At 36.4% G+C, this 26,303-nt stretch carries 18 protein-coding genes; 16 read left to right on the top strand and 2 right to left on the bottom strand.

Going from position 1 to position 26,303, the window contains the following annotated elements; all coding sequences use genetic code 11:
• Positions 1–184: 184 nt before the first annotated feature.
• The 11 genes from ACQKCJ_RS10420 to ACQKCJ_RS10370 all read left to right on the top strand — a co-directional run bounded on the left by ACQKCJ_RS10420 (position 185) and on the right by ACQKCJ_RS10370 (position 17,596).
• Positions 185–1,831, top strand: coding sequence for an arylsulfatase (locus tag ACQKCJ_RS10420; protein ID WP_271335698.1), 1,647 nt, complete (start codon positions 185–187; stop codon positions 1,829–1,831).
• Positions 1,832–2,671: 840 nt separating this feature from the next.
• Positions 2,672–5,857 (top strand): SusC/RagA family TonB-linked outer membrane protein, encoded by a 3,186-nt coding sequence (locus tag ACQKCJ_RS10415; RefSeq protein WP_427401986.1) that lies wholly within the window; start codon positions 2,672–2,674, stop codon positions 5,855–5,857.
• 30 nt (positions 5,858–5,887) lie between these two features.
• Entirely contained in the window at positions 5,888–7,351 is a 1,464-nt protein-coding gene (locus ACQKCJ_RS10410; protein ID WP_271335696.1) for a RagB/SusD family nutrient uptake outer membrane protein, read from the top strand.
• Positions 7,352–7,566: 215 nt separating this feature from the next.
• The gene (locus ACQKCJ_RS10405; RefSeq protein WP_271335695.1) at positions 7,567–9,267 is read left to right on the top strand and encodes an amidohydrolase; all 1,701 of its coding nucleotides are present in this window, start codon (positions 7,567–7,569) and stop codon (positions 9,265–9,267) included.
• 19 nt (positions 9,268–9,286) lie between these two features.
• Entirely contained in the window at positions 9,287–9,436 is a 150-nt protein-coding gene (locus tag ACQKCJ_RS10400; RefSeq protein ID WP_271335694.1) for a hypothetical protein, read from the top strand.
• On the top strand, positions 9,429–10,595 hold the full coding sequence (locus tag ACQKCJ_RS10395; protein WP_271335693.1) for an LLM class flavin-dependent oxidoreductase: 1,167 nt from the start codon (positions 9,429–9,431) through the stop codon (positions 10,593–10,595). Before ACQKCJ_RS10400 ends, ACQKCJ_RS10395 begins: the two co-directional genes overlap by 8 nt.
• A gap of 21 nt (positions 10,596–10,616) precedes the next feature.
• Positions 10,617–12,050, top strand: a complete 1,434-nt coding sequence (locus ACQKCJ_RS10390) for an APC family permease (RefSeq protein WP_427401985.1) — start codon at positions 10,617–10,619, stop codon at positions 12,048–12,050.
• A 262-nt stretch (positions 12,051–12,312) separates the two neighbouring features.
• Positions 12,313–13,137 (top strand): serine O-acetyltransferase, encoded by an 825-nt coding sequence (locus ACQKCJ_RS10385; RefSeq protein ID WP_271335690.1) that lies wholly within the window; start codon positions 12,313–12,315, stop codon positions 13,135–13,137.
• Between the two features lie 532 nt (positions 13,138–13,669).
• The gene (cysK, locus tag ACQKCJ_RS10380; RefSeq protein WP_427401984.1) at positions 13,670–14,590 is read left to right on the top strand and encodes a cysteine synthase A; all 921 of its coding nucleotides are present in this window, start codon (positions 13,670–13,672) and stop codon (positions 14,588–14,590) included.
• 167 nt (positions 14,591–14,757) lie between these two features.
• Positions 14,758–15,678, top strand: coding sequence for a family 2A encapsulin nanocompartment shell protein (locus ACQKCJ_RS10375; RefSeq protein ID WP_072960213.1), 921 nt, complete (start codon positions 14,758–14,760; stop codon positions 15,676–15,678).
• Positions 15,662–17,596 carry a family 2A encapsulin nanocompartment cargo protein cysteine desulfurase gene (locus ACQKCJ_RS10370; RefSeq protein ID WP_427401983.1) on the top strand — a complete coding sequence of 645 codons (1,935 nt, stop codon included), beginning with the start codon at positions 15,662–15,664 and terminating at the stop codon, positions 17,594–17,596. Before ACQKCJ_RS10375 ends, ACQKCJ_RS10370 begins: the two co-directional genes overlap by 17 nt.
• A 498-nt stretch (positions 17,597–18,094) precedes the next feature.
• On the opposite strand, the gene ACQKCJ_RS10365 is transcribed toward ACQKCJ_RS10370, so the two are convergent.
• Together ACQKCJ_RS10365 and rocD are read right to left on the bottom strand one after the other, a co-directional pair.
• Positions 18,095–18,556: a DUF1810 domain-containing protein gene (locus ACQKCJ_RS10365; RefSeq protein WP_271335687.1), complete on the bottom strand. Its 462-nt coding sequence runs from the start codon at positions 18,554–18,556 to the stop codon at positions 18,095–18,097.
• A gap of 330 nt (positions 18,557–18,886) precedes the next feature.
• Positions 18,887–20,140: an ornithine--oxo-acid transaminase gene (rocD, locus tag ACQKCJ_RS10360; RefSeq protein WP_427401982.1), complete on the bottom strand. Its 1,254-nt coding sequence runs from the start codon at positions 20,138–20,140 to the stop codon at positions 18,887–18,889.
• 326 nt (positions 20,141–20,466) lie between these two features.
• On the opposite strand from rocD, the gene ACQKCJ_RS10355 reads away from it, so the two are divergent.
• The 5 genes from ACQKCJ_RS10355 (at position 20,467) to ACQKCJ_RS10335 (ending at position 26,269) form a co-directional block, all read left to right on the top strand.
• The gene (locus tag ACQKCJ_RS10355) at positions 20,467–20,919 is read left to right on the top strand and encodes an Lrp/AsnC family transcriptional regulator (protein WP_271335685.1); all 453 of its coding nucleotides are present in this window, start codon (positions 20,467–20,469) and stop codon (positions 20,917–20,919) included.
• 15 nt (positions 20,920–20,934) lie between these two features.
• Positions 20,935–23,136: a penicillin acylase family protein gene (locus ACQKCJ_RS10350; RefSeq protein ID WP_427401981.1), complete on the top strand. Its 2,202-nt coding sequence runs from the start codon at positions 20,935–20,937 to the stop codon at positions 23,134–23,136.
• A gap of 99 nt (positions 23,137–23,235) precedes the next feature.
• Positions 23,236–24,009 carry a dienelactone hydrolase family protein gene (locus ACQKCJ_RS10345; protein WP_271335683.1) on the top strand — a complete coding sequence of 258 codons (774 nt, stop codon included), beginning with the start codon at positions 23,236–23,238 and terminating at the stop codon, positions 24,007–24,009.
• 172 nt (positions 24,010–24,181) lie between these two features.
• Positions 24,182–25,246, top strand: coding sequence for a DUF3667 domain-containing protein (locus tag ACQKCJ_RS10340; protein ID WP_271335682.1), 1,065 nt, complete (start codon positions 24,182–24,184; stop codon positions 25,244–25,246).
• A gap of 6 nt (positions 25,247–25,252) precedes the next feature.
• A complete protein-coding gene (locus ACQKCJ_RS10335; RefSeq protein ID WP_271335681.1) occupies positions 25,253–26,269 on the top strand; it encodes a M28 family peptidase in 1,017 nt (338 codons plus the stop codon).
• The last annotated feature ends 34 nt before the right edge of the window (positions 26,270–26,303 follow it).

The raw sequence follows: 26,303 nt of genomic DNA, 5'->3' as shown, positions 1-26,303 counted from the left end.
TTGTTTCATACAGAAAACATTTTATAAACATAGCCAACGGTTTTAACCGTTGGAGCGCAATAAATTGACAAAATCCGTATTCCCAAGGTTGAAACCTCGGGCTATGTCTCTCCTGTTTTTCACGTTTTAAACTTTGACAAAGTGAAACTCCTCCAATTTCCAAAAAATTAAAATATCAACTATAATGAAAAAAACAATTCTTTCCCTAAATCTTCTACTCTCTGTAGTGGCTTTAAATGCACAAAATAAAACAACTGCTGAAAAACCCAACATCATTTTAATCATGGTCGATGATATGGGCTATTCTGATTTAGGAAATTACGGTTCCGAAATTAAAACACCCAACTTAGATAAATTAGCCAGCGAAGGTTTACGCTTACGCGAATTTTACAATAACTCAATTTGTGCGCCAACCCGCGGCTCTTTGCTAACGGGACAATATCAGCACAAAGCCGGAATGGGATTTTTTGATGTCAATTTGGGATTACCGGCATATCAGGGATATCTAAACAAAGAATCTTTGACATTGGGAGAAGTTTTCCGTTCTGGCGGTTACAGCACTTTATTATCCGGAAAATGGCACGTAGGTTCTGAAGATCAGGCGCAATGGCCAAATCAAAGAGGATTTGATAAATTCTATGGGATCTTAAAAGGAGCATCAAACTATTTTGATACCAAACCTTTGCCATTTGGAAAAACGCCTTATCCTGTAAAATTGATTCGTAATAATGAAGAACTGCATCCCAAAGATGATTCGTATTATTTTACAGATGAGATCGGGAATAATGCCATGACTTTCTTAGACGAACAAAATAAAGAAAACAAACCCTTCTTTTTGTATTTGGCATTTACAGCTCCGCATTGGCCGTTGCAGGCAAAACCGATTGACATTGCTAAATATAGAGGGAAATTTGATGAAGGCTGGGATGTTCTCAGAGAAAAAAGAATCGAAAAACTAAAAGCAAACGGCATTTTACCCGCGAATCAAACCGTTTCTCCACGAGATCCGGAAGTACCGGAATGGAGTAAACTAACCTATGACGAGAAACAATTCTGGAAAGCCAAAATGGAAGTTTATGCCGCAATGCTCGATAATATGGATCAGAACGTGGGCAAAGTTTTAGAGAAATTAAAAGCGTTGAAGAAAGATAAAAATACGCTGATTATTTTCATTTCAGATAATGGAGCACAAGGTGGTTTCAATTCGTATAATCCGTTAGGAAGAGGTTTGGTTCGAAATGACGGACCCGTTGGAACTTCAGAATCGTTTGATTACCAGGAACAAAACTGGGCGTATTTGTCTAATACTCCATTACAACAATACAAAAATAATATGCACGAAGGCGGATTCAGTTCTCCGTTTATTGCGTGGTTTCCATCAAAAATAAAAGCGGGCAGAATCGACAAAGGAACAGGACATATTATTGACCTTGCCCCTACTTTTTACGAATTGGCCGGAATTGAATATCCCAAAGAATATAATGGTGTGACGACAAACCCTTTGGTTGGAAGCAGTTTGTTGCCTGTTTTATTTAATAATGTTTCGCAGGTCGATAGAGGCGCACCATTATTTTGGGAAAGAGCCGGAAACAGAGCCGTGAGAGATGGCAAATGGAAATTGGTTTCGACCTATCCGTCGTACGAATGGGAACTTTACAATATCGAAACAGATCGTGGCGAAACTACAAATGTCGCACAACAAAACCCAGGAATTGTGAACAAGCTTTCGGCTTCTTATTTTGACTGGGCTGATAAAACGGGAGTGGTTGAATACAGTAAGTTCAAACTGAAAACAGAGGTTATGCCTGGCGGTGCAACTTTGAAAAAGTAATTTGTAATTAATCCTAAACCAAGTCCCAGCGGGACGATATATTTATAGAAATTTAATTTGACAAGAAGAATCCGAACCCCAGCGGGGTGGTATATATGTCGCTCCTCCGGAGCTTTAATACGGGGAAATATATAATTGCTATAAATATATCACTCCTCCGGAGCTTTAAATAATATTTACCTAAAACACTTAAAGACAGAAAAATAAGTATAAAAATAAACCTTATACTTTTTTTTCTGTCTTTTTTATTTCACACAGAATAAACACAAACCACTATAATACAACACATTAAACCCAAACCATTAAATTAAATCACTAATAACCTGCAACTTGTTAAAAAAAATATTTGGTTTTTATTATATTAAATTTAACTTTGTCTATAGAATTAGTAGAGTTTAAAACCAAAAGAACTACATTTTGAAAACAACCGAAAGCATAGCATTTTACATTCTTCCCAAAAAATATACTTATAACACTTTTTGTTATATGTGCTTCTGTTGTTAATTCCCTCACCTCCTTTTCGTTTATAAGTGATTTTTATCCAAAGAATCAGAATTAAAAAAACGAAAATTCTTAAACCTCAACGGTTTCTTATTGAATATTATACAATCATTTTGATGCTTTTTTTCATCAGGAAGAAGTATCACGCATAACTATAAATCATCCAAAAACAACAACTAAATACGAACAAACATGACACAAATACCACTACAAAACCGAACCTAAATATTTCTACGGCAATAGAAATGGCAAGGCTTAAAGAACATTTATCACTCAATAAAGAATGCACCAGAAATCCAATCTCCCGGCATTTTAATTACAAAAAATCAATAACCAAGAATGAAAAAAAATACAAAACTTATTTTATGGATTAGCATTTTGTTCATCTCCATCGGAATAAATGCTCAAAATACGGAACCAAATATTCAATCGAAACTTAACGGAACAATAGTAGATCAAATATCGAATCAGCCTATTATTGGCGCTTCGGTAAATATCAAAGGAACTACACATGGCGTTGAAACTGATATTGATGGGAAATTTTACTTTCAAACGGGACAAAAATTCCCTTACACTTTAGTCATTAGTTACATAGGGTACAATTCTAAAGAAGTTATAGTTGACGGAAGTCCGGTGGTCATCAAACTAACGGAACAGGTTGAAAAACTAGACGAAATCGTGGTTGTAGGTTACGGAACATCGGCCAAGAAAACCTTTACAGGAGCAACCTCAAAAATTGATGCGAAACAAATTGCCAATCGTCCGGCACAAAGTTTTGATCAATTGTTAGGCGGTCAGGCAGCAGGATTAAACATTGTTCAGCCCAGCGGATCTTTAAACAGTACGCCTGTTATTAGAATTCGAGGAATCAACTCTATCACAAGTTCGCTTTATCCTTTAGTAATTGTCGATGGTGTTACCGTTTTTACCGGAACTGCCGGAGGAGCAATTGGCAACAACCCGTTATCAGACATTAACCCAAATGATATTGAATCGATCGACGTTTTAAAAGATGCTTCGGCGGCAGCAGTTTACGGCTCTCGTGCAGCAAATGGTGTGATTGTGATTACGACCAAAAAAGGAAAAAAAGGAAAAGTAAACGTTAATTATGATGTTTGGGTAAGCTGGAATAAAGCAACGAATTTACCAAAACTTTTGAATGCCGAAGATTATGTAAGCATCAAAAATGAAGCGAGAACCAATGCGGGACTTACACCTGGTTTTGCATTAGGACAAAATGCTGACGGATCGACAATAGGAACCAATTGGTATGATGTAGCATATCACACAGGGGTTTCGCAAAATCATAATTTAAGTTTCTCCGGCGCAACAAATTCTACTAGTTATTTTATTTCTACCAATTATTCTAATCAGGAAGGAATTCTAAGAACGAATGAATTTGTTAGAAAAGGAATCCGATTGAATTTCGAACATAAATTGAACAACTCGCTAACTTTAGGAACTAATTTCTCGTATAACAATTCACTAAATTCAGGACCAAACTCAGGATCATCAACGCCTAACTCGATTGGATCTTCGGCTGGAAATGCAGTGAACACACAATATATTGGTTTACAACCTTTGGGCCGACTTACTTATATTTTACCGTCAAACGTTTCGGTTTATAATCCTGATGGATCTTACAACATTAATCCGAGTAACGGAAATATTGGCTACGGAGCAAACAGTCCTTCACTAGGAGTTTTTAATGCTTATAACTTACAGACGATTTTAGATCTGGATAAAAACACTTCTGAAAACAACACTTTTATTGGAAGTATTTATGCCGAACTTGAAATCATCAAAAACCTGAAATTCAAAACGGTTTACGGTATCAATAATTTTGTAGTAGAAAACAAAGAATTTAGAAATCCGTTTAGTGGAGATGGTTTCTCTACTAAAGGAGCTGCAACAAACTCTAATACCAAATATTCCAGATCAAACTGGACCAATACCCTTACCTACTCGACTGTATTTGATCAAAAACATAGTTTGAAAGTACTTTTAGGACAAGAGAAAAATGTTCGCGAAATTGATGGTTGGGGAGCAATAAAAACCGGTTTGACTGATCCTTTCTTCACGAGTTACCAAGGCGGATTTACAAGCATTGCCCCTGGTCCTTCGGTTCAGACAGAAAATGTTTTGCTTTCATATTTTAGCAGTATTGCTTATGATTATGACAAAAAATACCTGCTGAATCTTAACTTCAGAAGAGACGGATTATCAGCATTGGCATCTGGAAATAAATGGGGAAATTTTGGCGGGGCTTCTGTAGGATGGAATGTATCTGAAGAAGATTTCTTTAAAAGTTCTTCTATAAAAAATGTCTTAAATGCTTTTAAAGTAAGAGCAAGTTACGGAATTGTGGGCAACAGCGAATTAAACGATTATGCCGCTTTATCGCAATATAACGCAGGTACTTATGCAGGAGTTCCAACGCTTAGTTTTGGGCAATCAGGCAATCCGGATTTAAAATGGGAAACAAGCAAAAAGTTTGACTTCGGGATCAATTTTGGATTGTTTGACAACCGCATTACAGTTGAAGCAGATTATTACAAAAATAACATCAACGATTTGATTTTGAATGCGCCTCAATCCTTATCACAAGGAATCCCAAACAATTCTATTGCAGCAAACGTTGGATCTTTATACAACAAAGGATTTGAACTTTCGATTAATGCAAACATTATAAATGGCAATGATTTTCAGTGGAATGCAAGTTTTAATTTATCAACAATTAAAAACAAAGTAACTTCATTAGGCGGTTACGGAGATATTTATCCAACGGTTCTAAGCACTTTCGGAATACAGAATATTACCAGAGAAGGTTATTCTGTAGGATCTATTTTTGCCGTACCAACAACGGGAGTAAATCCTGAAAACGGAAACCGTGTTTATGTCAACGCCAATAACGAAGAAGTACAATACAATGCACTTACAAAAGCTTTTACCTATCTCAATGGTGGTACTGCTCCGGCAATCGACAACTATCGTGACGGTCGTATTCAGGGACCCTCGTTACCCACTTATTACGGAGGTTTGAACAACAATTTATCGTATAAAAATTTCGATTTGTCGATTGGTCTGACTTTCTCCGGAGGAAACAAATTGTACAACGGTACAAGATCTACTTTATCTGATCAGCGTTTCTTCAACAACGGAACTTTCATCAAAGATCGCTGGACAACTCCGGGTCGGGTTACAGATGTTCCTAAGTTAATTTACGGAGACAGTTTTTCAGGAGGTTTCTCGTCAAGCAACTCTGCTTATGTAGAAGACGGATCTTACCTGAAAGTAAAAAACATCATTTTAAGCTATAGAATTCCGGTAAAAAACGAGTTGGTCAACAAATACATTTCAACAGCAAAAGTATATGCTCAGGGCTCTAATTTATACACCTGGACAAAATACCGCGGTTCAGATCCTGAGATTTCAATCAACGGGAACTCCATCAATTCCGGAAAAGATCAAAACGTGCCGGCCAATTCAGTAGTATTCACTTTAGGACTTAATGTAGGTTTCTAGGCATTCATCTTAATTAAAAATAAAAACATCATGATTTTCAATTATAAAAAAAGCATACAAAAAGCCTTTATTATCACACCATTTCTAGCTTTATTATTGGCCGGATGTAGCGATAATGCTTTAGATACTGTTCCTGAAACGAGCATTTCTACAGAAACGGCTTTCAGCACACCAGCCAAAATTTTAGGTCAGGTAAACGGACTATACGGTCAGTTTAGCAATCCGTCTTTTTACGGTGGCCGCTTCATTATTTTTAATGAACAAAGAGGAAACGAATTCAGTCAGAATGATGGTAACAATTCAACCGGAGCCAATGTTTGGAATCAGACGATAACTTCATCAGGAGATTTTGTAAACTCAGTTTGGAGCGTTGCTTACACGACTATTAACTTTTCGAATATTCTGATCGATAATCTGGCAACATCTACTGTTGTAACAGAGGATTTACGCAAGAATTATATCGCCGAAGCTAAGTTTGTAAGAGCGATTTCGTATCTAAGTTTAGTGCAAACCTATGCAAAACCTTATGCGCAAAATAGTGCTGCACTGGCGCTTCCGTTACGCTTAAAAGGAAATACATCGGGCGGACTTAACGACTTAGCCTTTAGCAGCGTTGCAGATGTTTATAGTCAAATTTTAAAAGATCTTGACGAAGCCGAGGTCGATTTACCAGAAAGTTATGCAACAGGAATCCTTACAGTTTCAAGAGCGCATAAAGCATCAGCAATAGCTTTAAAAACCAGAGTTTATTTAAGCAAAGGCGATTATGCAAAAGTAATTTCCGAAGCTAGTAAACTGGTTCCTGCAACAGCTCCTTTTCAATACGTTTCAGGAAGTTTGACACATCGTTTAGAACCTAATGTTGCTAACGTTTTTGGAGGTTCGTATGTAGGTAACGAAGCTATATTTTCAATTCCGTTTACTACTGCGGCAGAAGCTCCAGCCTTGCAAAGTGCACTTGGCGCAAACTACTTAACTCCGGTTATTTATTTTAATACCGCAGGAATTATTGCAGATCCTGTTTATGCTTCTCCAACTTCTGCAGATGCCAGAAAAGGTTTGGTGATCACTAATGCCACCGGACAAAAATTACTGAACAAATTCAAGAAAAATGGTGCCCCTTTTACTGATTATGTTCCTGTAATTCGATACGCAGAAGTCCTTTTGAATTATACCGAAGCTGCGGCACAAAGCGACAATTTGCCTTTGGCCAGAACGCTATTATCGGCAGTTCGCAATCGTTCTGATGCTGCTTATGTTTTTACAACAGGAGTTGCGACAAAAGACGAATTGGTCAATACAATTCTAAACGAAAGAAGAATAGAATTGGTGGGCGAAGGATTTCGTACGCCGGATTTATTGAGAAGAGTTCAGGCGCTTCCTGCCAAAACAGGAAATGCTGGTGCTGCACCTGAAGTCTTGCCAACAGCGGCGAATTATGTTTGGGCAATCCCAAGTAATGAATTAGCTTATAACAAACTGGCTCCGAGATAGAATACTACAACCCATTAGATGCAAGTGGAAAAAAAAATATTTAACACATAGAAACATAGGTTCTAGATTTTAGATAAGGGAACAAAAAGAAATAAATTTCTTTAACATAGCTCATATAGCTATGTGATTTATTCTAAGTGAAAAGCCTCTTTTCATAAAGTAAATGTATGTTTCTATGTGTTTAAAAATAATTATATAAACAAAAAAACAACAAAATGAGAACTAATTTAAAATGCCTGGCTATACTCTTCGCTGCGACGGTTATCCATGCACAGCAAAAAAATACAGCTGAGAAAATTTTTATCAACGGAAATATTATTACCGTTGATGCCAAAAACAGTACAGCGCAAGCTGTTGCCGTAAGTAACGGTAAAATTCTGGCTGTGGGAACGAATAGCAAAATCGAAAAACTAAAAGACAAAAACACGATTGTTGTCGACTTAAAAGGAAAAACGGTAGTTCCCGGATTTATTGACGGTCACAGCCATTTTATGGGTTTATCGAGATCTACAACAGTAAATGTGGGATCTCCGCCAATGGGAGATGTTAAAAACATTGCCGATTTGGTAAGCCGTATTCAGGATTTTCAAAAGAAAAACAATGTCGCTCCAGGCGAATGGATCGATGCTTTTGGATATGATCAGGATCAACTTGAAGAAAAAAGACATCCAAGCAAAGAAGATCTTGATGCTGCTTTTCCCAACAATCCAGTAACGATTACGAACATCAACGGGCATATGTCGGTTTCTAATTCGTATGCTTTAAAACTCTCAGGAATTGATGCCAATACAGCAAATCCTCCCGGTGGTGCCATCGAAAGAAAAAAAGGAACTAACGAACCAACAGGATTATTACAAGAAAATGCAAGCCGATTATTGAAAAGACCTGCGAAACCTGCTCCAACTTTAGACCAGCAGATAAAAGATTTAAAAGAGCAGCAATTATTTTATGCCAGTAATGGTATTACAACGGCTCAGGACGGATATTCAAGTTATGAATCTGTTGAATTATTGCACAAAGCCGCAGAAAGAAATGAATTGTTTATTGATATTGAAGCTTTGCCGGGATATCCAACTTTAGAAAAAGTATTGCAAAATCCTGATTTTAAATTTGGTGTACTAAGAAACCACTTAAAACTGGCCGGAACAAAAATGATTGCCGATGGTTCTCCACAAGGTAAAACGGCTTTTTTCAGTAAATCATATTTGGTAGAAGTTCCGGGTTGTAACCACGACGAATGTACCGGTTTCGCCAACATTACCCAAGATCAGTTTAATGATTTAGTTATTAAGGCTTTCCAAAATAATGTTCGCCCATTTGTGCATTGCAACGGAGATGCCACGATCGATATGTACCTGAAAGCGATAGAAAATGCCAATAAAACATTAAATACCAATAGTAACGATCGCAGACCGGTAACGATTCACTCTCAGTTTGTAAGGCCTGATCAGTTGGATACTTATAAAAAACTGGGCATCATTGCCGCTTTCTTTAGTAATCACGCCTTCTTTTGGGGCGATGTACACCTTCGCAACTTAGGTCCGGAAAGAGCTAATTTTTTAAGCCCATTAAAAACAGCCATCAAAAAAGGTGTTGTCGCCACGAACCATACAGATTATCCGGTTACACCATTAAACCAATTGTTTTTATTGTGGACCTCTGTAGAAAGAAAATCACGTTCAGGTCAGGTTATTGGTCCGGATGAAAGATTAACGCCTATCGAAGGACTTCGTGCCATCACGATAAACGGCGCTTACGAATATTTTGAAGAAAATAGCAAAGGTTCTATCGAAACCGGAAAACTGGCGGATCTAGTGGTACTTTCAGACGATTTAACCAAAATAGATCCTTCTAAAATAAAAGACATTACTGTTCTGGAAACCATTAAAGAAGGAAAAACAGTCTTTAAAAAATAATAACTAAAACTCAAAAAATATGAATCAGACCAACCTAAATCCCGCACCTGTTGTATCAATGAGAATTAAAAATACTGAAATTTCCTGGTTGAGTGAAGCTGGAAAAAATGCGCAGGATAAAAATAAAAAATTGAAAAAGAGCTTAAAAAAGAAGAAAGAAAATGATTGAAGGTAAAATTGAAACAGTAGCCATTAGAACCCCGGAAAGAGTAGCAGAAATTTCCTGGTTCAATGACATTATTGGTGGAGATACAGCATATTTAGGCGTATTAGATAATGATCGCCGAAGCAGTTACGAACATTGTCGTGAAATAACATTAGAAGCAGAAAAACTAGGTTTTAGCAACATCTTATATCCATCTGCCTATACCGTAGGACAAGACGGACTGGCTTTTGCGGCAAGTGTTGCGCCGGAAACGAATAACATTACATTTTTGTTGGCGATCCGTACCGGAGAAGTACATCCGCCCATGTTGGCAAGAGCGATTTCTTCATTAGATCACATCTTGAAAGGAAGATTGATTTTAAACATCATCAACTCAGATTTACCGGGAACCCGTGAAGATCCTAATCTAAGATACCAACGATGTTCTGAGGTGATTCAGATTTTGCAGCAAGGCTGGACACAAGACAGAATCTCGCATAAAGGACAAATTTATCAGTTTGATTTGCCATCTGATCCGGTAAAATCCTATCAGCAAAACGGCGGTCCATTATTGTATTTTGGAGGAACTTCCCCTGGTTCCAGAGCCGTTTGTGCGAAACATTGCGACGTGTTTTTGACCTGGCCGGAATCTGAAGAATCGATGTATGCGACTCTGAAAGAAATGAGCGAACGTGCTGCTGCAGAAGGAAGAACGATAGATTTCGGGTTAAGAATTCATGTCATTGTTCGTGAAACACAGGAAGAAGCCAGAGCTTACGCGAAAAAGCTAATCTCGAAGTTTGATGAGAAAAGAGGTTTGGAAATCAGAAGCCGTGGCGAAGATTCGCGTTCGTTAGGAGTTTTAAAACAAGATGAATTAAGAGAAACTTCGGATGAGGATGGTTATGTAGAAGATATCTTATGGACCGATATTGGTAAAGTTTTCTCTGGCTGCGGAAGTGGTTTGGTAGGAAGTGCCGATCAAATTATAGAAAAACTGAATCGCTATATGGATATGGGTTTCCGCTCTTTTATTTTCTCCGGTTTCCCTTTGATTGAAGAAGCGAACTATTTTGCCAAATTGGTGCTGCCACGTTTGCCAAATGCATCGTTACCGCATCTGCAAGGAAGAATTCCAAAAGAAACACCTACAACACCTTTGACCAATGCCGAATTGGTTTAGTTATAAAAACAAAAAATCAGAATGTCAGAAATAGAAAAAAAACAAGAATATAAAAGAGAACTCGGTCTTGCCGATGCAGCTTTATTGGTTGCCAGCGGAATGATTGGTTCGGGAATTTTTATTGTGAGTGCCGATGTTACCCGTAATGTAGGATCAGCAGGCTGGCTAATTTTGGTTTGGTTAATTGGCGGATTCATGACGTTGATTGCAGCTGTGAGTTACGGAGAATTAAGCGGAATGTTCCCAAAATCAGGAGGTCAGTATGTTTATCTTAAAGAAGCTTATAATCCGCTTGTGGCATTTGTGTATGGATGGAGTTTGTTTACCGTAATTCAAACGGGAACAATTGCTGCGGTTTGTGTATCGTTCTTTAAATTTCTGGCGTACTTTTTTCCTTTATTTAGTGAAGATTTGGTTGCTTTTAGAATCGGAGAATCCTTTACCATTTCGCCGGCACAGCTCTCCTCTATTGTCTTGTTATTCATCTTAACCTATATCAATACCAAAGGCGTAAAACTCGGAAAAATAATTCAGAAGTTTTTCACCGGAACCAAACTGATAAGCTTACTAGTTCTTATTGTCTTCGGGTTTATATTTTTTAAACCCGAAGTATGGCAGGCAAACTGGACGAATCCGTTTCATTTGCAAAAACTAAATCCGGATGGTTCGTTTTTGCAATACATGAATACGCCTGCTTTTTGGGGCGCAATCGCTTCTGCTTTGGTGGGAACAGTTATTAGTTATGATGCCTGGAATAATGTGACGTTTGTTTCGGATGAAATAAAAAATCCAAAACGAAATATCGGTTTGAGTCTGCTTTTAGGAACTGCCGTGGTAACGATTATATACGTTTCTTTAAACATCATGTTTACTGCCGTTTTACCCGTTGAAGCCATTGGAACACCTGAAAAAGACCGAGTTGGAATTGCCGCTGCACAAGCGATTTTTGGCTCAAGCGGAACTTCGATTATCGCGTTAATGATTTTGATTGCTTCTTTTGGTTGTGCCAACGGAATGATTCTATCAGGCGCGAGAGTGTATCAGAGTATGGCAAAAGATGGTTTATTTTTCAAAAAGACAGCGATTTTAAACAAACATTCGGTTCCGGCAAATGCACTTTGGATTCAATTTTTTATGGCGGTTGTTTTGAGTTTAAGCGGTCGTTACGGGAATTTATTAGACATGATTTCATTTGTAGTTGTTCTGTTTTACGTTATCACTATTACTGGAATTTTTGTTTTGAGAAGTAAAAAACCGGAACATGAAAGACCTTATAAAGCCTTTGGATATCCATTTTTACCTGCCATTTATATCATTATGGGATCAGCGTTCTGTATATTATTAATCATTTACAAACCCACCTATACCTGGCCGGGATTAATCATCGCAGGAATAGGAATACCTGTTTTTTATATCAGGGAGAAGTTTTCAAAACCCAAAACCGAAGACATTTAAGCGGTTGGGGTAATTCTTTAACACATAGAAACATAGCTTATTGGTTGCTTAAAAAAAGGGGTTTCACTTTAGAATAAATCATCCCGAAGCTTCTGGACTATGTGAGAGAAATGTATTTCTTTTTGTCTCCTTTTCGAAACATAAAATCTATGTTTCTATGGGTTTAATAATATTTATGAATCCAAAAAGTTGCTTTAGAATACCTCGTTAGACTAGTTGATTTCGCATAAAGATGTTAGTACGAACCAAAAAACAATTTATTATGAATTCATTTTATCAAGAAATAGCCAACAACCATCAGAGTTTATTGATCCTTCCTCAAAAAAAGGTAATCCATCAATTTATTGAGGATTTATTCTCTGTTTTATTTTCGAATACTTCAAAGCGTTTTGGAGATTTATCCATTATCAAAAACAAATTTGAAGTTCTAGAAAAGCAATTTAATGAAATCGTAATTGATTATGCATCCAAAAAAGACGACAGTTTCGAGCAAACTAAGATATTTTTTGAAGCATTGCCTCATCTGTACAAGAAAACACTAAATGATGCCGATACCATTTTCAGGAAAGATCCTGCAGCTAAATCTATAGAAGAAGTTTTATACGCTTATCCCGGTTTTTTCGCCATAGCCGTTTATCGGTTTTCGCATCAAATCTGGGAACAGGATTTAAAGCTTTTAGCCAGAACTTTTTCAGAATATGCACACATCAAAACCAGTATCGAAATTCATCCTGGCGCTCAAATCGGCAATGATTTTGCCATCGATCACGGCACCGGAATTGTAATAGGCGAAACGACTATTATTGGCGATAATGTACAAATATATCAAGGTGTTACGTTAGGCGCTTTGAGTGTAAAAAAAGAGGAAGCCTTTATAAAAAGACATCCCACGATTGAGAACAATGTCATTATTTATTCGAATAGTACGATTCTGGGCGGACAAACCGTGGTAGGAAGAGATTCGATCATTGGAGGAAATGTCTGGCTGACGTATACGGTTCCGTCAAATTCAGTTGTGTATCATAAAAATGAGATTAAAGTGAAGGACAATAATCCGTTTCCGGAGCCTATTTTTTATTCGATTTAAAATGTTTTTTTGAACCATGTAAGTAATATTTGAACCATATAAGGAATATAAGAGCATATAAAAAAGGTCTTGCAAACTTTGTCAAAGTTCGAAACTTTGACAAAGTGTTTAGCCACACAATCTCTAACCGCAATCTTGTCATCCCGAGGAACGAGGAATCTCCGTTAGTAGCTCGACAAAGATTGACAATTTTGCATGCGGAGTTTCTTGCGGAGATTCCTCGTTCCTCGGAATGAACAAAAAATGAGCGTAAGAAATGAAATACTAAACGAAAACATTCTTATGAAAATGACCGCCATAGCCCCGATAGAAGTGGAAATCCTTTTGTGGCGGGGTTCGCCACAAAAGATTGAAACGGATAGCGGGATTAGCTCCTGAAAAAAAGATTTGGTTTTATCCTAGAAATTGGGATGACAAAAATGAACATAATAATATTGAGCATAAATCTTTGAAAAAGTTGTCAATAAAAAACGCAACGCATTTAAACTAAAATGAACTTATAATCACTTATATGGTTTAAAAACAAAACATCATGAAATATCAAAATATACTAGAAACCATAGGAAACACGCCTCACGTAAAACTCAACAAGATTTTTCCAGAGCATCAGGTCTGGATTAAGATTGAAAAGTCGAATCCGGGTGCGAGTATCAAAGACAGGATTGCATTGGCAATGATTGAAGATGCAGAGGAAAAAGGGCTTTTAAATCCTGATTCGATCATTATAGAACCCACTTCAGGAAATACCGGAATAGGGCTTTCGCTGGTGGCTGCGGTAAAAGGATACAACGTTATTCTGGTGATGCCGGAATCAATGAGTATCGAAAGGCGTAAAATCATGAATGCTTATGGTGCGGAATTTGTTCTGACTCCACGAGAAAAAGGAACTTCGGGCGCGGTAGAAAAAGCTAAGGAACTAGCATTATCAACTCCCAATTCGTTTTTGCCTTTTCAGTTTACAAATCCTGCAGATGTCGAAATTCATGAGAAAACTACGGCACAGGAAATTCTACAAGATTTCCCTGATGGAATTGATTACCTCATCACGGGAGTTGGAACGGGCGGACATATTACGGGAGTTTCTAAAATTTTGAAACAACATTTTCCTAATCTTAAAACTTATGCTGTAGAACCTGCCTTATCACCGGTTTTAAGCGGTGGTTCTCCTGCCCCACATCCTATTCAGGGAATTGGACCAGGATTTATTCCGGAAGTTTTTAATCGGGATTATGTCGATTTGATTATTCCGGTAGAAAAAGAAGATGCTTTTTATTTTGCTAAAAAATTATCAAAAGAAGAAGGAATTTTTGCCGGAATATCGACGGGAGCTTCTTTGGCGGCAATTTCAAAACAAATAAATAAAATCCCGAAAGATGCGGTTGTACTGACTTTTAATTATGATACGGGAGAACGATATCTTTCAGTTGACGAGTTATTCGACCCGCTTTCATAATTCTGTGATACAACAAATTACATGTTATTATACCGTAAATTAAACAGTAATAAAATCAAAGGCTACTGTTTTTAACATAAATTTACTGATAGAACAAAAATGTGTTTTTCTATGCGAAGATTTCACAAAAACATTAAAAATAAAATTAATCTTTAAACCATTACACCATGGCTGAACAAAAACAACAACAGACGGCATTAGGAGATGTTGCAGCAAGACAATTAGCAATTGCAACACGTACGGTTCCCCAAATTGGGACAATTTCGCCACGCTGGTTAACGCATCTTTTGCATTGGACACCAGTAGAATCAGGCGTTTTTCGTTTGAATAAAGTAAAAGACGGAAGTCATATCGAAGTCGATTGTTCTGCACGTGACGAAAGAGTTTTACCTAACACTTTTGTCGATTATATCGATAATCCAAGAGAATACAATCTAGCGGCAGTACAAACGATTGTAGATGTGCACACAAGAGTTTCTGACTTGTACAGCAAACCATACAATCAAATTTCTGAGCAGCTTCGTTTGGCAATTGAAACGATCAAAGAACGTCAGGAAAGCGAATTAATCAACAACAAAGATTATGGTTTGTTAAGCAATGTTGCAAAATCGCAAATTATCAAAACCAGAACCGGCGCACCAACTCCGGACGATTTAGACGAATTATTGACAAAAGTATGGAAAGAACCGGGATTTTTCTTGTTGCACCCTTTAGCAATTGCTGCTTTTGGCCGTGAATGTACTCGTCGTGGTGTTCCGCCTCCTACTACATCTTTGTTTGGATCTCAATTTTTAACATGGAGAGGCATTCCGCTTATTCCATCAGATAAATTACCTATCGTAAACGGAAAATCTAAAATCATTTTATTGCGTACAGGCGAAAGCCGTCAGGGCGTTATCGGATTGATTCAACCTGGATTACAAGGCGAGCAATCACCTGGATTATCGGTTCGCTTTATGGGAATCAATGAAAAAGCAATTGCTTCGTATTTGGTATCTCTTTATTGCTCATTGGCAATTTTGGTAGACGATGCAATCGCAGTTCTTGAAGATGTAGAAATAGGTAAGTATCATGAGTATAAATACTAACCACGACGGTTTACCCAACATTGAGGATTTGCAGCTTTTAGCGAACGAATTGTTCAAGTCATTGCCTAATGAGTTTCCTAAGGAAATTTCGTTGAGCCCTGATCGTAGTGAACATCCTCGTGCTACAAAAATTGCAGAGACTTTGTTGAATTCAGGGAACTTACGCGGTAATAATGCAACTCTTCCATTACAAGATGTAGCAACGCCACCTTCTGGTGCGCCTGCATTTAGTGGTTTTGGAGTTTCGCCAACTGTTGCCAATTATGGTTCAGGAGCTTCGGCTTTGTATCCAAACGCCGGAGCCGGATTTGATCCTCAAAGTGGCGTTTCTCCATCGGGGATTCCACACGGAAATAATGTAAATGTCAACAATCCGCAAACGGGTTTTCAGGATGCTAATTTCAAGAATAGCGGAACGGCGCAATCAAATGAAGAATTGTCTTTTTCGAAATTGCTTTTGAACCATGATTATCTGCCTTTTCAAACCGACAGTTCTTCTTTTGAAACGGAATTAAAAGTGGCATTGTCATTTGTTGATACACAATTTACAAAACGTCTTGATTTTCCGTTAAACGGAAATGAAATACCCAATTCGTATTATTTTTTAGATCAGAATCCGTTTGCTTTTGATCAGAGAAATTCGAATTTGGTTGTTGGAAATACTTTTGAAAAACCAGATTTTGGTACTATCTCAGGCTCTCATTTTGATGCTAATCTCATTAAAAAAGATTTTCCCATTTTGAGAGAAACTGTAAACGGAAAACCTCTGGTTTGGTTTGATAATGCTGCTACGACCCAAAAACCACAATCGGTTATTGATCGTATTGCTTATTTCTACGAGCATGAAAATTCAAACATTCATCGTGCAGCACATGAACTTGCGGCTCGTGCCTCAGATGCTTATGAATCCGCCCGTGAAAAAGTAAAAACATTTCTAAATGCAAATTCTGTAAACGAAATTGTATTTGTTCGCGGTGCCACAGAAGGAATTAATCTGGTGGCTCAAAGTTGGGGCGATCATAATCTGGTTGCCGGAGACGAAATCATTGTGAGTAATCTGGAACATCATGCGAATATTGTTCCGTGGAAACGTCTGGCGGATAAAAAAGGTCTAAAACTTCGTGTAATTCCTGTTGATGACGACGGACAAATTTTATTGGATGAATATTCAAAACTACTGAATTCTAAAACGCGTTTGGTTGCTTTTACGCAAGTTTCAAATGCTTTAGGAACTGTAACTCCGGCTAAAGAAATTGTAAAAATGGCACACGCCATTGGTGCAAAAGTTTTAATTGATGGCGCACAATCGGTCTCGCACATGAAAGTCGATGTTCAGGATTTAAATCCGGATTGGCTGGTTTTTTCCGGTCATAAACTTTTTGGTCCAACGGGAATTGGCGCTTTATACGGAAAAGAAGATTTGCTAAACGAAATGGAACCGTATCAAGCTGGCGGAAACATGATTCAGGATGTAACTTTTGAGGAAATAAAATACCACAAAGCACCGAATCGTTTCGAAGCCGGAACCGGAAATATCGCCGATGCCATTGGTCTAGGCGCTGCAATAGATTATGTTACTAAACTAGGTATCGACGCTATTGGTCACTACGAACATCAGTTACTGGAATATGCGACAAAGCTGCTAAAAGAAATTCCGGGTGTTCGATTGATCGGGACGGCGAAAAATAAGGCGAGTGTTCTTTCTTTTAATTTACAAGGTTATACCAACGATCAGGTGGGTCAGGCTTTGAATAAAGAAGGTGTTGCAGTACGAACCGGACATCATTGTGCTCAGCCTATTTTGCGAAGAATGGGTGTTGAAACTACCGTTCGTCCATCATTGGCTTTTTATAATACTACTCAGGATGTTGATACTTTTATCAAAACATTATGGGAACTTAAAAAAGTTAGATTTTAAATAATATAAAGAAGTGTCTTGTGCATTTTCTTAATGAAATAATTACTTTTTTTGATATTTTAAGTAATTATAACTAAAAGCGATTGTTCCTTGAACAGTCGCTTTTTTATTTAGAATGGCATTTGGAGTGGAAAAAAATTTAACCGCAAAGTTCTCGAAGTTTTAAGCTGATCTGAAAATTTTCTGACGAAGCTCGCAAAGCTTTGAGAATCATTTTATCCCGATGGGCATTTAGAGTGGCAAAAAATTTAACCGCAGAGAGCACAAAGGTTTACGCAAAGTTCGCGAAGTTTTAAGCTAAGCTCAAAATTTTCAGATGAAGTTCGCAAAGCTTTGAGAATCATTTCATCACGATGGGCATTTAGAGTGGCAAAAAATAATTCGAGAAATTCTTGGAATTCGTGGCGAAAAAAAACTACACCAGATACAGCAGATTAAAAACAAAAAACCATCCCGCGTTAAGTGGAATGGTTTTCTTTTTTTACGTTTGAGCGTAATTTATATTAATGCTTCAACAGCTGGCGACACTACTTGTGAATCAATTATTGATAAAGTTAGTTGATCTGAATACCCTAAGAAAAAAGTATCTAATATTTCCTGAAATACAGGATGAGCACCTTCTACCTGAGAAAACAAGGTCATCGACGAAAATAATTTACGAGCACCTAAATCTCCTAAGATACCTTCGGCTGATTTTCTTTTAAAGGTTAACAAAAGTTCTGAAATCTCTATAAGATGTTTGGCTAAAACAGGATGATCCAGAAACTCTTTAGCTTCTTTAAGATCAGTGATAGCATAAAACTTTGATATATTACTGGTGCCTAGTCCTTGTATTTGCGGAAAAATAAACCACATCCAATGGGTCTCTTTCTTTCCTTTTTTTATTTCGGAAAGAGCAGTAAGATAAAGTTTATTCTGCGCATCTAAAAAACGTGTTATATCATTATTTGAGTAAGCCATTATTATAGAATTGTATTTATAAATTTTTGTAAAACCATTTTGGTTCTTTCCTTTTTCTTTCTATTAAGAATTAAACAAAAACCTTTTTAGAGATTCGTTTTTAATTCCGTTTCAAAGACATTCAAAACTACTTCTCAACTCGCTAAAAAAGATTATACAATTCATGTCCTTTGTTATATAATTTATAGAATGTGGGAAAATAGTTTTCAGTTCCAGTTTTCAGTTTCTAACCGAGACTGAAAACTCAGACTGAGACTGAGACTAAAAACTAAACTAAAAAAGCTGCTCATCTCTGAACAGCTTTTTTAGTTTGTATTATTTAAAAGATATTTAATCTCTAAAATCATTTAATGATTTCTCGATAATTTCAAGACATTCGTGAATCTGAGCTTCGGTCATTACTAATGGTGGTGCCAATCTAATTTTGTTACCGTGAGTTGGTTTTGCCAATAATCCGTTGTCTCTAAATTTAAGGCAAATTTCCCAGGCAAGATCTGAATCTTCGCCACAATTAATTACGATAGCATTCAACAAACCTTTTCCACGAACAAGCGTAATTAGGTTATTTCTTTCTGCAATTTCGTTTAAACCTTTTCTTAGAATAATTCCTAAACGTTCTGCATTTTCAGCCAGATTTTCGTCTTTAATTACTTCAAGTGCCGCGATTGCTACTGCTGCTGCAACAGGATTTCCTCCAAAAGTAGATCCATGCTGACCTGGTTTAATTACATTCATGATTTCGTTATTACACAAAACAGCCGAAACAGGATAAACTCCGCCAGAAATAGCTTTACCTAAAATCAAAATATCAGGCTGCACATTTTCATGATGTACCGCTAATAATTTTCCGGTACGTGCAATTCCGGTCTGAACCTCATCTGCAATAAACAACACATTATGTTTCTCGCACAATGCTTTAGCTTTCGATAAATACCCTTCAGAAGGTACATACACTCCAGCTTCTCCCTGAATGGGTTCAACCAAAAATCCCGCTATATTTTTTGATGATTCCAGAACTTTTTCAAGAGCTTCAAGATTATCGTATTCAATTTTTATAAATCCTTCTGTAAAGGGTCCAAAGTTTTTACGGGCACCTTCATCATTAGAAAATGAAATGATCGTAGTAGTTCTTCCGTGAAAATTGTTTTCACAAACAATAACCTGCGCCTGATTTTCCGGAATACCTTTTACTTCATACGCCCATTTTCTACATACTTTAAGGGCTGTTTCTACAGCTTCTGCCCCAGTATTCATTGGCAGAACCTTATCAAAACCAAAATATTTTGTCACAAACTCTTCATAATCACCTAATTTGTCATTATAAAAAGCACGTGAAGTCAAGGTAAGTTTCTGTGCCTGATCTACCATTGCTTTTACAATTTTAGGATGGCAATGCCCTTGGTTTACCGCAGAATAAGCAGATAAAAAATCATAGTATTTTTTACCGTCGACATCCCAAACATATACACCTTCTCCTCGTTCTAAAACAACTGGAAGTGGATGATAATTATGAGCTCCGTATTTATTTTCTTTTTCAATCAAAACCTCAGATTTTGAAGAAAGGGATTTTTCAGTATGAATCATGATTTATTTATTTAAAGCACAAAAGTATTAAAATTTATTCATTACCAAGGCATAAACATTATTTTGACTTTTAAAATTCATTATTTAAGTCAAAAATAACATTTTTAAGGCGATAAAAAATCAATTTTATTTATTTAATGAAAGTCTTTTATTCCTTTTTATTAAAAAAAACAATTACTTTTATGAATCTGAACAATCAGCATATATTCCGTTAGGAATAAAATATTGGTAGAAAAAGAAGATCACAAACCAGTAAAAATGTTCCGTAGGAACTACATATTTACCACAACAATAAAACAGTAGATAATTACATTACAATTTAAAGAATGGATATATTAGACGAATTTGACATTAGCATCATAAAAGAATTAGAAAAAGATGGAAGAATGGCTTTTTCTGCAATTGCTGCTAATTTGAAAATATCAAACACTATGGTGCACCAACGCATTAATCGAATGATAGAGCAAGGTGTTATTGGTGGAATAAAACCTATTATTCAGGAAAAGAAAATTGGTTATGACTGGGCTTCGTTTACGGGAATCACCTTAAATAAAGATTCTGATTCTGATCGCATTATTGAAGCATTAAAAGATATTCCCGAAATTACAGAATGTTATTATGTAACCGGTTCTTTCACGCTTTATATCAAAATCGTTGCAAAGGATCACGAGCATATGCGAAAAATTCTTTATGAAAAAATCGACAATATTCCGGGTATTGCCAAAACTGACTCTATTATAGAATTAGGTTGCGCCTTTAAACGAAATATTACATTATAACAATAGTAAATAATCATGTTCAATTACCCAAAAATATTAAAACTATTTTTTGTTTTTTGTTGCATCAATTTTCAGATTACTGCACAAAAAAATAATACAAAAGAAGTCATTCGTCTGGAAAAATTAGCGCAACAGGTTTCTATCATCAGAGACAAATGGGGAATTCCGCATGTTTATGGAAGAACAGATGCTGATGCGGTTTTTGGGTTATTATATGCGCAATGCGAAGATGATTTTAAACGTATCGAAATGAATTATATCGAAAAACTGGGTCGGCTTTCTGAGATAAAAGGCCAATCGGTTTTATACAATGATTTAGAAATCCGTCTTTTGATTGATACCGAAGAAGCAAAATCAGATTATAAAAAAGCACCGCTTTGGCTTAAAAAAATTTTGAACAGCTATGCTGATGCTATCAACTTTTATTTATACAAACATCCTGAAATAAAACCAGCTCTTTTAACACATTTTGAACCGTGGTTTCCTTTGCTATGGACAGACGGAAGTATTGGCGCCATTAGTACCGCTGATCTTTCGACAGGAGAACTAAAAGCCTTTTATTCCGGCAACAATGATAAAGTCGCTTATGTTGAGAGAAAAAAAAATGTGCAAACCGGCTCCAATGGATTTGCTTTTTCGCCATCGAAAACTGTTGATGGAAATGCTATTTTGTACATTAATCCGCATACTACATTTTACTTTAGACCTGAGGTTCAGATTACAAGCGAAGAAGGTTTAAATGTTTACGGAGCTGTAACCTGGGGACAATTTTTTATCTATCAGGGTTTTAATGACAATTGCGGCTGGATGCACACTTCATCAAACGTAGATGTTGCAGATATGTATGCCGAGAAAATCACCAATAAAAACGGTAAATTATTTTATGAATTCGATAAAAAACTATTGCCTGTTATCGAAAAAGAAATTACAATCAATTATAGTGAAAACGGTAAACTAATCCCAAAAAAATTCAAAACCTATTTTACCAACAATGGTCCAGTTATGGCAAAACGTGACGGGAAATGGATTAGCTTAAAATCGAACAATCGTTCGATGACAAGTTTGATTCAGAGTTGGGTCAGAACAAAATCGACCAATTTCGAAGAGTACAAAAAGGCAATGAATTTGAAAGCCAATACATCCAACAACACCGTTTATGCAGACAGTAAAGGAAATATTGCTTATTGGCACGGTAACTTTATCCCAATACGGGATAAAAATCTCAATTGGGCAAAAGTCGTTGACGGATCTATTTCATCTACACAATGGAAGGGTTTGCATGAAGTAGACGAAACCGTACATATTTATAATCCGGTAAACGGGTGGCTGCAAAATTGTAATTCAACACCCTATTCTGTTGCCGGAGAAAATAGCCCTAAAAAAGAAAACTACCTTCCTTATATGGCACCGGACGGAGAAAATTTTAGAGGAATAAATGCCGTTCGTATTTTCACCAAAGGCGATCATTATACTTTAGACAAAGTAATCTCGGACGGATATGATACTAAATTATCAATTTTTGAAATTCTGGTTCCAAGTTTGATTTCTGTTTTCGAAAAAAATATTAAACCTACAGATCCGGAGTATGCTGAACTAATCGAACCTATTACCATTTTAAAGAACTGGGATTATTATGCCAAAGAAAATTCAATAGCCACAACATTAGCGGTCGAATGGGCGTATAAATTGGATCCGATTATCTTAAAAGCATACATTGACGAAGGAGAATTAGATCAGGTGGAGAATACTAAAAATTTTGCAAAGAATGCGACTGTCAAACAACTCCTGCCTCAATTACAAGAAGTTCTAAAAGATTTAAAATCAAAATGGGGAACCTGGCAAGTTGCCTGGGGTGAAATAAACCGTTTTCAGCGTTCCAGCGGCGATATAGATTTAAAATACGACGACTCGAAACCAAGTTTACCAATTGCTTTTGGTCCCGGTTCCTGGGGAAGTCTGCCCTCTTTTAAAAGCAGTTATCAAAATAGCTCAAAGAAACGTTACGGATACAACGGAAACAGTTTTGTATGTGCTGTTGAATTTGGACCAAAAATAAAGGCAAAATCATTATTGGCGGGAGGAAACAGCAGTGATCCCAATTCAAGACATTTTGATGATCAGGCAGAAATGTATCAAAAAGGACAATTTAAAGATGTTTTATTTTATAAAGAAGATGTACTTAAAAATGCTAAAAAAACATATCATCCCGGCGAATGATTTTTAGCTTAAAAATTAACTTAGAAACCTCGGAAGAAATACCTTTCGAGGTTTTTTTGTAACATAATATTTCAGATATTTGTTAAAAATTGCAAAACTATGAAAAATCTGTCTCTTCTTCTGTTTGCTTCTATTTTGTTTTCTAACACTATAAATGCACAATTAAAAGCTGTAAAATATACAGACGGTTCTCAGGCGTTAAATGGATTATTTGTAAAATCTGTAAAGAAAAGCACTCAAAATCCAGGTATTTTACTTTTACCGGCGTGGCTTGGAATTGATAAAGCGTCTAAAGATATCGCAGAAAATTTATCTAAATTAGGTTACAATGTTTTCATCGCAGACATATATGGCGAAGGAAACTACCCAACAAATACTGCCGAAGCTGGAAAACAAGCCGGTTACTACAAAAAAAATTACGAAGTCTATCAAAAACGTATTGATGCAGCCCTAAAAGAATTAGTAAAATCAGGAGCAAACGCAGATAATATAGTTGCTATAGGATATTGTTTTGGCGGAACAGGAGTTCTTGAAGCTGCCCGCGGAAATTTGAATTTAAAAGGCGTTGCTTCATTTCACGGAGGTTTAGGCAAAGATGCAAGCCGTCCAGTTGAACCAATAACAACTAAAGTACTAGTTTGCCATGGTGCTGATGATCCGTTTGAATCAAAAGAAGAAATCACTGCTTTTCAGCAAGAAATGCGCGACTCAAAAGCCGATTGGCAAATGATTTATTATGCAAACGCAGTACATTCTTTCACCAATCCTGAAGCTGGAAGTGACAACTCAAAAGGTGCAGCATACAATCCTGTTGCTGCAAAGAGATCATTTGAGCATTTACAGCTTTTCCTGAATGAAGTATTCAAAAAATAGCACTTTATAGCCCACAGATGGTGCAGATTAAACGGGTTTACACAGATTTTATAAAAATTAATTCGTGCTAATTTGTGAAATTTGTGGCGAAAAGAAACCAGCTTAAACCCGTTTAAACCGGCCTAATCTGTGGGTAAAAAATAACAACCAAAACCAAACCAATTTACATCAAATGTCACATAGTCCGATTAGAAAAGACAAAACCTGTTTGAATTGCAGGCACGTTGTTGAGCAGAAATTTTGTCCAAATTGCGGGCAGGAAAATACCGATTCCCGAAAAACATTTCACCATTTATTTATTCACTTCTTTGAAGATCTGACGCATTACGAAAATGCTTTTTGGCGTACCATTAAAAACCTTTTATTTAAACCTTCTTCTTTAACTAAAGAATATCTTTCAGGAAAACGATTGTCGTATTTAGCTCCTGTGCGTCTATATATCTTCATCAGTTTTATTACTTTTCTTTTAATTGCTCTGTTTCCAGTTCATGTAAATGATACTGTCCATGAATCTTCTAAATTAGAAAAAGTTAAAGAAAAAGTTTCGTCTCCTACTAATTCATTAAATGAAGATAAGGATGTACAAACTTTACTAAACTCTAAATCAATATCTGAAGAAAACAAAAAAGCAATTCAGGATCTGTTGGATAACCCCAAAAAAAGTGATGACAAATTAATCAATTTAGGATATAAATCTGTTGAGCAAATCGATTCCATTCAAAAATACGGTTCAAAATCTGAAAAGCTTTCTGACTTTGGTTATTGGATCAATAGAAAAGTGCAGCTCATAAAAGACAAAAATAGTGGTCGGGAAGTTCTCGATAAATTCATAGAATCTTTTATACATAATTTGCCTAAAGTTTTATTTATTATCATGCCTTTTTTCGCTTTCTTTTTATGGCTTTTTCATAATAAAAAGCGTTGGTACTATTTTGACCACGGAATTTTCACACTACATTATTTTTCATTTTTATTACTCATATTTTTAATGCTCTTTTCTATTGAAAAATTAGGCGCCTTGATAAACCTTTCTTTTGTAAATTTTATAATTAATTGCATTACATTTATTGGAATAGCATGGGCATTTTATTATTTCTTTCCTGCTCATCATAGATTTTATGGCGAATCAAGAATTGTGTCTTTTACTAAAAGTATGGTATTATTTATCATAAATTCATTTTTTATCTTATTTTTACTCATTGTCTTTGCCTTTTATACATTTATCAATTTACACTAATACCAAATGAAAAAAATCATACTCCTATTATTAATTGGTTCTGCCTTTTCATGCAAGAATATGCAGTCGGCTGCATCAAAAGACAATTCAGATCCAAGCAAATACATAAAAGCCATCAAGGAGAAAGACTTAAAAGAAATGCTGTATGTTATTGCTTCTGACGAAATGGAAGGTCGAGAAACCGGCTCTAAAGGACAGAAAAAAGCCGGTGTTTATATGATCGAACAATACAAGAAAAACGGCGTTTCGTTTCCTAAAGGAGCCACGGATTTTTACCAGCACATTCCTGCCGCTTTTTTGAATGCAAGACGAAATGAAAACTTACCGGATTCTGAAAACATCTGGGCATATATTGAAGGTTCTGAAAAACCGGATGAAGTCTTAGTAATCTCTGCTCATTATGATCACGTAGGCATAAAAAATGGTGATGTATATAATGGTGCTGACGATGATGGTTCAGGAACTGTTGCATTAATAGAAATGGCAAAAGCATTTGCTAAAGCGAAGAAAAACGGGCACGGACCAAAACGTTCTATCCTTTTCTTGCACGTAACCGGAGAAGAACATGGTTTACACGGTTCTCGTTATTACTCTGAAAATCCTTTATTCCCTATTGCCAATACCATTGCCGACATTAATATTGATATGATTGGACGTCGCGATGTAGAACATGCCAAAACTAATAACTATGTTTATGTAATTGGCGCTGACAGATTATCAACAGATCTACATAATATTGTCGTGGCTCAAAATGAGAAATACACCAAAGTAGATTTAGACTTTAAGTTTAATGATCCTAAAGACCCTAATCATTTCTACGAGCGTTCTGATCACTATAACTTTGCAAAATTAGGTATTCCTGCAGTTTTCTTCTTCAACGGAGTTCATGAAGACTATCACGGAAAAGGTGACGAACCAGAAAAAATCGAATACGACGCCTTAACAAAAAGAACGAAGTTAGCATTCGTTATCGCCTGGGATTTAGCCAATAGAGAAAACAGACCGGTAGTTGATAAAAAGTAGCCTCTAAGGCACTAAGTAAGGTTCTAAGTTTTTA

The organism is Flavobacterium sp. NPDC079362 (assembly GCF_050267765.1).
In the GTDB taxonomy this organism is placed as follows: domain Bacteria; phylum Bacteroidota; class Bacteroidia; order Flavobacteriales; family Flavobacteriaceae; genus Flavobacterium; species Flavobacterium azizsancarii.
This window is presented reverse-complemented; position numbering and strand designations above follow the sequence as displayed.